The organism is Pseudonocardia sp. ICBG601 (genome assembly GCF_020496245.1).
Genome location: NZ_JAHLJA010000152.1, coordinates 630,696 through 638,697, shown reverse-complemented (window position 1 = coordinate 638,697; position 8,002 = coordinate 630,696). Strand labels below are relative to the sequence as shown.

General features: G+C 75.8%; 7 protein-coding genes and 1 pseudogene. 3 read left to right on the top strand and 5 right to left on the bottom strand.

The features are described from left to right. The 5 genes and pseudogenes from KPL57_RS53365 to KPL57_RS53345 all read right to left on the bottom strand — a co-directional run. Positions 1-324, bottom strand: a 324-nt coding sequence (locus tag KPL57_RS53365; protein ID WP_226358023.1) for a hypothetical protein, incomplete at its 3' end; no start/stop codon positions are given. Positions 325-420: 96 nt separating this feature from the next. Continuing rightward, complete coding sequence (locus KPL57_RS70920; protein ID WP_226358043.1) at positions 421-564, bottom strand: hypothetical protein; 144 nt, start codon at positions 562-564, stop codon at positions 421-423. A gap of 11 nt (positions 565-575) precedes the next feature. Continuing rightward, positions 576-665: pseudogene (locus tag KPL57_RS73020) on the bottom strand (hypothetical protein); the annotation flags it as partial. A 725-nt stretch (positions 666-1,390) separates the two neighbouring features. Further along, positions 1,391-1,600 (bottom strand): hypothetical protein, encoded by a 210-nt coding sequence (locus KPL57_RS53350; protein WP_226358022.1) that lies wholly within the window; start codon positions 1,598-1,600, stop codon positions 1,391-1,393. Positions 1,601-1,685: 85 nt separating this feature from the next. Next, positions 1,686-2,144, bottom strand: coding sequence for an Lrp/AsnC family transcriptional regulator (locus KPL57_RS53345; protein ID WP_226358021.1), 459 nt, complete (start codon positions 2,142-2,144; stop codon positions 1,686-1,688). Between the two features lie 328 nt (positions 2,145-2,472). Here KPL57_RS53345 and KPL57_RS53340 point away from each other — a divergent pair, with 328 nt between their 5' ends. The 3 genes from KPL57_RS53340 to KPL57_RS53330 all read left to right on the top strand — a co-directional run bounded on the left by KPL57_RS53340 (position 2,473) and on the right by KPL57_RS53330 (position 7,992). Continuing rightward, positions 2,473-3,837: a hypothetical protein gene (locus KPL57_RS53340; protein ID WP_226358020.1), complete on the top strand. Its 1,365-nt coding sequence runs from the start codon at positions 2,473-2,475 to the stop codon at positions 3,835-3,837. Continuing rightward, a complete protein-coding gene (locus tag KPL57_RS53335; protein WP_308253131.1) occupies positions 3,834-5,741 on the top strand; it encodes a DUF6537 domain-containing protein in 1,908 nt (635 codons plus the stop codon). The genes KPL57_RS53340 and KPL57_RS53335 overlap by 4 nt, the downstream gene beginning before the upstream one ends. Positions 5,742-5,805: 64 nt before the next feature. Beyond that, positions 5,806-7,992 (top strand): transglycosylase domain-containing protein, encoded by a 2,187-nt coding sequence (locus KPL57_RS53330; protein WP_226350598.1) that lies wholly within the window; start codon positions 5,806-5,808, stop codon positions 7,990-7,992. The last annotated feature ends 10 nt before the right edge of the window (positions 7,993-8,002 follow it).

Sequence of the window (8,002 nt, the reverse complement as noted above, 5' to 3'; positions counted from 1 at the left end):
TCGACCCCGGCCCCGCGTCGGTCGTCGCGGGGGCGGGGTCGCCGCCGTCGTCGCCGCCCTGCTCATGCCCTGGTCCACCCGCGGCGCCGGATGGGAGGTCCTCGCCGGCCGGGCCGCGATGGGGCCGCTGCCGTGGCTGTTCACCTCGTCGCGGTCGTCGCGGTGGGGGTTGTCGGTGCTCGCCCTCCTGACCCGGTTCTGGCCGCTGGCCTGGACCGCGGCCACCGTCACCGGCGTCGGTGCGGTCACCGGGCTCTGGGCGGTGTGGTCGCGGCAGACCGCGGTCGCCGGCACCGACGACATCGGGCCGGGCCTGGTCGTCACCGTGCTCGGGTGCTCGTGCTGTTCGGCACCTGGGCGCGCACCGTCGTTGCCTGCGGGCCGCGCGCCCCGCATGGCCCGCCCGCCTGACCCGGGCGGTCAGGGCACGAGCGCGGGGACCCGACGCGCGGCCAGTCCCTCCAGGACGCCGACGGCGTCCTCCACCGGCGGCAGCGCCAGCATCGCGCGCTGGGCCGAGCGCTCCGCGCGCGGACGTCGTCGTCGCCCAGGAGCCGGGTGCACGTCGCGGCGACCTCGGCGGCGTCGGGCGTGCAGTGCGCGCCCAGCCCGAGCTCGGCGATCCGCCGGGCGTTGTGCTCCTGGTCCCCGAACTGCGGCAGCACCGCCAGCGGGACGCCATGCCGCACGGCCTCGCGGACGCGCGTTGTAGCCGCCGTGGGTCAGGAACAGGTCCGCGACCTGCAGCAGCAGCGGCTGCGACCCACGGCGCGGGATGCACGTGTGCGGGCAGCGCCAGGTCGTCGACCGGCAGGCCGCCGGTGGACAGCACCACCTCGGCGTCGAGCCGCGACGCCGCCTCGGCCACCGTGCGCAGCGCGGCGTGCGGGTCGACGGGGGCGCGGCGCTCGGCGCGCCCGGCCATCGCCGGCATCGCCGTCCCCAGCCCCGCGACGACCAGCGGCCGGCTCCCGGGCAGCGCGCGCGACCCAGCCGGGCAGCGTCTCGCCGCGGGAGGACCTGGTCGTCCTGGCGGAACGCCCGCGCCGGTGCGATCTGCGGCCCCGCCAGCGAGAACTGCGGCGGCATGCAGTCCAGCCGCCCCCACCGGTGCAGTGCGGCCGGGTCGTCCGAGGCGGCGAAGCCGAGCTCGTCGCGACGCTCTCCGCCAGCGCGTCGGCGACGACGTGCGGGGCGAGGACGTTGCCCGCACCCGACGGCGCCGCCACACACGGCACCCCCAGGTGCTCGGCCACCAGGAACCCGCGGTCTCGCCGCCGTCGCGCAAGCACCAGGTCCGGGGTCCCGTGCGACCCCACCAGCGCGAGCAGCGCCCGCGCCGAGCTCGTCACCTGCGGACCGGCGAACAGGGTCGGCAGCAGTGCCGTCGTCACCTCCGGGTGGCGGTCAGCGTCGCGAGTGCGGCGGGCCCACCGAGCCGGGCGACGGCCGGGCCGAGGTGCTCGGCGGAGTCGGCCATCGTCGCGAACACCGGCTCGACGACGACCGGCGCACCGTCGAACACCCCCGCGATGTCGGGCGGGCACGCCACCACGACCCGGTGGCCCGCGTCGCCCAGCGCGCGGGCGAAGGGGAGCACGGCCCGGCCGTGCGAGGGGAAACGGTGACACTGCAGAGGACGAGCACCCGATCATGATCGACCCGATCGTTGCGTAAGCAAATGATCAGGTGCGGGTCCAGCGGCCCAGCACCATCAGCGTCCGGGTCCCGGTGACCGTGCCGTTGCGTCGCAGCCGGTCGATCACCTCCTGCAGGTGCGCGAGATCGCGGACCCGGACCTGCACCAGGGCGTCGAGGTCACCGGCCAGGGTGTAGACCGCCTGCACCTCCGGCTGGCGCGACGCCGAGTCGACGATCTCCGAGACGCTCGCGGTGCCGGCGTAGCGGATCTCGCTGAACGCCTCGACCGGCCAGCCCAGTCTGGCGTGGTCCACCTGCACGGTGAACCCGGTGATCACCCCGGACTCGCGCATCCGGTCGACCCGCCGCTTGGTCGCGGCGGTGGACAGCCCGACCCGCTCGGCCATGTCGGCGTAGGTGCGGCGCGCGTCCTCGTGCAGCAACCGCAGGATCGCGTGGTCCAGGTCGTCGACCTCGTCTCGGGCACGGCACCTCCAGCGCAACGGATCCACGGTCTCGTGGGCCTTCGACGGTATCCGTTGCGTATCCGCGGCGATCACTGCCATGGGCATTGTGTCGAGGCCGTCGTCGCGCGCTGTCCTGGTGCGGACGCGCCGCCCGACTCGCCGAGGAGCCGAGAATGACCGTGCTGGACGACAAGTACCTCGCCGCCCACGGTCGGGGCCCCGATGAGCGGGATCCAGGCGCTGGTCCGGCTCGTGCTCGAGCAGGCCCGCCTCGACACCGCCCGCGGGTTCGACACCGCCTCGTTCGTCTCCGGCTACCAGGGCTCCCCGCTCGGCACCTTCGACGCCGAGCTCGGCCGCGCCCGTGCCCCACCTCGACGCCGAGCGCGTGGTGTTCCGGCCCGGGCTCAACGAGGAGCTCGCCGCCACCGCCGTCGCGGGCACCCAGCTGCTCGACGCCGTCCCCGGCCGCCGCCACGAGGGCGTCGTCGGCTGGTGGTACGGCAAGAACCCCGGCCTCGACCGGGCCGCCGACGCGATCCGGCACGGCACCCTGGCCGGCACCGCCCGGCTCGGGCGGCGCCGTCGCGATCATCGGCGACGACCCGTCCTGCAAGTCCTCCACCGTGCCCAGCTCCTGCGAGCCGATGGCGCAGTCCCTGGCGATGCCGCTGCTCGCGCCCGGCTCGGTGGCCGAGGTGATCGAGCTGGGCCTGCACGCCGTCGCGCTGTCCCGCGCCACCGGGCTCTGGACCGGCCTGAAGATCGTCGCCGACGTCGCCGACGCGTCCTGCACCGTCGACCTCGGCGCGCTGCGCCCCGAGCTGGTCGGCATCCCGGCCCCGCCCGCCACCGACCGCGCGCAGTCCGGCCCGCTCGTCGGGCCGCCGCCATCGAGGCCGAGCACGACCAGCTCACCCGCAGGCTCGACCTGGCCCGCCAGTACGCCCGCGAGACCGGGCTCAACCGCGTCACCTTCACCTCCCGCGACCCGCACCTCGCCGTGCTCGCCTCGGGCACCGCCTACGCCACCGTGCTGCGGGCGTGCGAGGACCTGGGCCTGGGCGAGGCCGAGCTCGACGCGCTCGGCGTGCGCCTGATCCGCCTCGCCATGCCGTTCCCGGTCGACGCCGACGCGCTCGCCGGGCTCGTCGAGGGCTGCGCGGAGGTGCTCGTCGTCGAGGACAAGGTGCCGTTCCTGGAGGGCCACCTGCGCGACGCGCTCTACGGGCGCGACCACCGGCCCACGGTCACCGGCCGCCGCGCCGAGCGCGGCCGCCCGCTGCTGTCCGCCCGCGGCCAGCTCGGCTCCGAGGACGTCGCCCGCGCCCTCGCCGCCCGGCTCCGCCGCCGGGCGGGACCCTGCCCGCCGCGGCGACCGCGCACCTGGAGCGCCTCGCACCGCCGAAGCCGTCGCGGATCGGGCTGGGACCTGCTCGGGAACCGGACGCCGTACTTCTGCTCCGGCTGCCCGCACAACACCTCCACCCGCACCGGCGACGACACGCTCGTCGGGGTCGGGATCGGCTGCCACGCGATGATCGCCCTCGACGGCGAGCACCGCGGCCACCAGATCGGGCTGACCCAGATGGGCGGCGAGGGCGCCCAGTGGATCGGCCTGGCCCGTTCACCGACGACCGCACCCTCGTCCAGAACCTCGGCGACGGCACCTTCCACCACTCCGGCTCGCTCGCGATCCGCGCCGCCGTCGCGGCCGGGGTCACCATGACCTACAAGCTGCTCTACAACGACGCCGTCGCCATGACCGGCGGGCAGCGCGCCGAGGGCCGGATGAACGTCCCCGACATCACGCGCTCGCTCGCCCTGGAGGGCGTGCGCCGCATCGTCGTCACCACCGACAGCCCGCGTGACTACCGCGGCATCGCCCTCGACCCGATCGCGAGCGTCCGCCACCGCGACGAGCTCGCCGCGGCCGAGGAGGAGCTGAAGGCCCTCGACGGCGTCACCGTCCTGATCCACGACGACCGCTGCGCCGCCGAGGAGCGCCGCCTGCGCAAGCGCGGCAAGCTGCCCGCCCCGGCCGAGAAGGTGCTGATCAACGAGCGGGTCTGCGAGGGCTGCGGCGACTGCGGCGAGGCGTCCACCTGCCTGTCGGTGCTGCCGGTGGAGACCGAGTTCGGTCGCAAGACCGCCATCCACCAGGCGTCCTGCAACACCGACTACTCCTGCCTCAAGGGCGACTGCCCGTCGTTCCTCACCGTGGTGCCCGGCACCCGGCCGCGCCGGGAGATCCCGGCGCTGCCGGTCACGCTCGTCGACCCCGAGCCGCGGGTCGACCCGGACGCGACCCTGATCCGGATGCCCGGCATCGGCGGCACCGGCGTCGTCACCGCCTCGGCGATCCTGCAGATGGCGGCCCACCTCGACGGGCTCTTCGCCGCCGGGCTGGAGCAGGTCGGGCTCGCGCAGAAGGGCGGCCCGGTCGTCTCCGACGTCCGGATCTCCAAGCAGCCCCACCACGGGATCCTGCGTGCCTCCCGCGGCACCGCGGACGTGCTGATCGGCATGGACCTCGTCGGCACCGCCTCCGACGCGACACTCGCGGTCGCCCGGCCCGGGCACACCGTCGCCATCGTCAACACCTCGCTCGTGCCGACCGCGGCCATGGTCACCGGCCGCGTCGTGCTGCCCGGCTCCACCGACGACGCCGTCGAGCGGATCGGCGCGGTCACCCGGGACCTGCTCGCCGTCGACGCCCAGACGCTGTCCGAGGCGCTGTTCGACGACCACCTCCCGACCAACATGCTGCTGCTCGGCGCCGCCTACCAGCACGGGGTGCTCCCGGTGTCGGCCGAGGCGCTGGAGGAGGCGATCCGGGTCAACGGCGCGGCCGTGGAGACCACGCTGACCGCGTTCCGCTGGGGCCGGGCTGCCGCGATCGACGCCGCCGCCGTGCGCAGCGCGCTCGTCGCGCCGCAGCCGGCCCCGGTCGCCGTCGACGAGGCGTCCGCGGAGCTGGCCCGCTCGGTCGCCGCGGGCACCGGGCTCGCCGACGTGCTCGCCACCCGCATCGCCGACCTCACCGGCTACCAGGACGCCGCCTACGCCCAGCGCTACGCCGAGGAGGTCCGCAGGGTCACGGCCGTCGCCGCCGCGCGGGCCGGGGACGCGGCCGGGGAGCGCATCGGCGCCGCCTACGCCCACGGCCTGCACCGGCTCATGGCCTACAAGGACGAGTACGAGGTCGCCCGCCTGCACCTGGACCCGGTGGAGACCGCCCGCCGCGACGCCGCGTTCGGTCCCGACGCCCGGGTGTCGGTGATGCTGCACCCGCCGGTGCTGCGCGCGCTGGGGATGAACCGCAAGATCGCCCTCGACGGACGGCTGGCCGCCCCCGCGTTCCGGGCGCTGCGCGCGGCCCGGCGGCTGCGCGGCACCCCGCTGGACGTGTTCGGCCGGGCCGGGGTCCGCCGGGTGGAGCGCGAGCTGGTGGGGGAGTACCAGGCGCTGGTCCGTTCCGCGCTCGACCGGCTCGAGGTCGACACCGTGGACGGTGTGGTCGCCGTCGCCGACACCGCGGACCTGGTGCGCGGCTACGAGGACGTCAAGCTCGGCAACGTCGAGCGGTTCCGCGAGCAGGCCCGGGCCGCGCTCGCCGCCCTGACCGGCTGACTCTCAGCGACTCGCGCGGGCGGGTCTCAGGCGCGCCTCAGCGTTGCGGCGCACAATCGCCCGCGTGGGGGAACGCCTGATCGCGCAGCACTGGAACGACCGTCTCCGGCAGACCCGGACCCCGAGGCGGTGGCGCCGCCCGGACCCGTCGGTGCTGCGGCGGCTCGGGCTCGGGATCCTGGCCGGCGGGCTCGTCCTCGCCGGGTGCTCGGCGCCCGCCGCGGTCGGCGTCGCCGCGGTCGCCTCCGTCGTGCCGCCGGGTACGACCGGCGACCTGCCGAGCGCCGCGGCGCTGCCCGCGGCGACCGTCCTCACCGACCGCGACGGCACCCCGATCGCCTACCTCGACGAGCAGTACCGGATCCCCGTGTCCTACAACCGGATCGCCCCGGCGATGGTCGCCGCGATCGTCGACGTCGAGGACCGCCGGTTCTTCGACGAGTCCGGGGTGGACCCGGTCGGCACCCTGCGCGCGCTGGTCACCGACGCCGCGGGCGGCGCGGTGCAGGGCGGCTCCACCATCACCCAGCAGTACGTGAAGAACTGGCTGATCGACGTCGTCGACCGCGACGACCCCGCCGCCCAGCGGGCCGACCACGCCGACACCCCGACCCGCAAGATCCGCGAGGCGGTGCTCGCCCAGCGCCTGGCGCACGGCACGTCCAAGCAGGACGTGCTCGCCGGGTACCTCAACACCGTCGAGTTCACCGGCAACGTCTACGGCGTCGAGGCCGCCGCGCGCGCCTGGTTCGGCACCGACGCCGCACACCTCACGGTCCCGCAGGCCGCGCTGCTCGCGGGCGCGGTCAACAACCCCACCCTGTTCGACCCGTTCCGCCACCCGCAGGCCGCGACCGACCGGCGCAACACCGTCATCGCGGCCATGCGCGACGCCGGGTCGCTCACCCCCGCCCAGGCCGCCGAGGCCACCGCCGCGCCGCTCGGGGTGCGCGCCGGCGGGCCGCAGGTCCCCGGGCACAACTGCTACGGCGCCACCGACGGCGCCGGGTTCCTCTGCGAGTACGCGGTGTCCGAGCTGGAGCGGGCCGGGTTCACCGAGCAGCAGCTCGACACCGGCGGCTACACGATCCGCACCACCCTCGACCCGGCCGCGACGGCGTCGGCGCAGCAGGCGGTCGACGCGAACGTGCCGCGCACCCAGGACGGCGTCGCCAACACCCTGGCGCTGATCCGGCCCGGGCACGGCGACGCGGCCACCGGCGACCACCAGATCCTCGCCATGGTCGCCAACCGGCGGCCCGGGACCGACGCCACGGCCGGCGACACCACCCGCGACCTCGTCGCCGCGCCGTCGAACGTCTTCGGCGCCGGGTCCACCTTCAAGATCTTCACCACGGCCGCGGCGCTGGAGGCGGGCACCGTCGGCTACGACAGCACGCTGCCCGACCCGGCCTCGGCGTGCTTCCCCGGCGCCGGGACCAGCTGCTACCCGGTCGCCAACGACACGCCGGACTACCCGGACCCGATCCCGCTGCCCGTCGCGCTCGCGACCTCCCCGAACACCGCGTTCGTCGACCTGGAGGAACGCACCGGCATCCCCCGGGTCGTGGACATGGCGCGCCGGCTCGGGCTGCGCGACACCCTGGCGTCGAATGCGGCGGGCGGGACACCGGACCCGTCGTCGCCGGACGCGCGGATCTCCCAGCCGCAGTCGACCTTCTTCGCCGACCTGCCGTCGTTCACCCTCGGGGTCAGCCCGGTGTCCACCCTGGAGATGGCGAACGTGGCCGCGACCGTCCAGAGCGACGGCGTGTGGTGCGCCCCGGACGCCGTGCTGTCGGTGACCGACCGCGACGGCGCCGCGGTGCCGGTGAACCGGCCCGCCTGCGAGCAGGCCGTCGCACCCGGGATCGCGCACACCCTGTCCGCCGGGCTCGGCGGGGACACCGTGTCCGGTACCTCGGCGGCCGCGGCGCGGGCCGCGGGCTGGACGCGGCCGACGATCGGCAAGACGGGTACGACCAACTCCTCGGAGTCGGTCGCGTTCGTCGGCGGCACCGGGGGCATCGACGGCGTCGCCGGTTCCTCGATGGTGTTCGCCGACGGCCCGAACCCGTCCGAGATCTGCCCCGGGGACCCGGTCCACCTGGGCGACTGCGGACACGGCGCGTTCGGCGGCACGGTCGCGGCACCGCCGTTCTTCGCGGCCGTCGACCCGCTGATCGCCGGCCGGGCCGACGTGCCGCTGCCCGACCCCGACCCGGACTACCTGCAGCCCCGCAACGGGTAGCCCCCGCCGG

Excerpts from the sequence above, each read along its gene's own strand:
- KPL57_RS53335 (WP_308253131.1), top strand. The coding sequence starts at position 3,834 with ATGACCTACAAGCTGCTCTACAACGACGCCGTCGCCATGACCGGCGGG.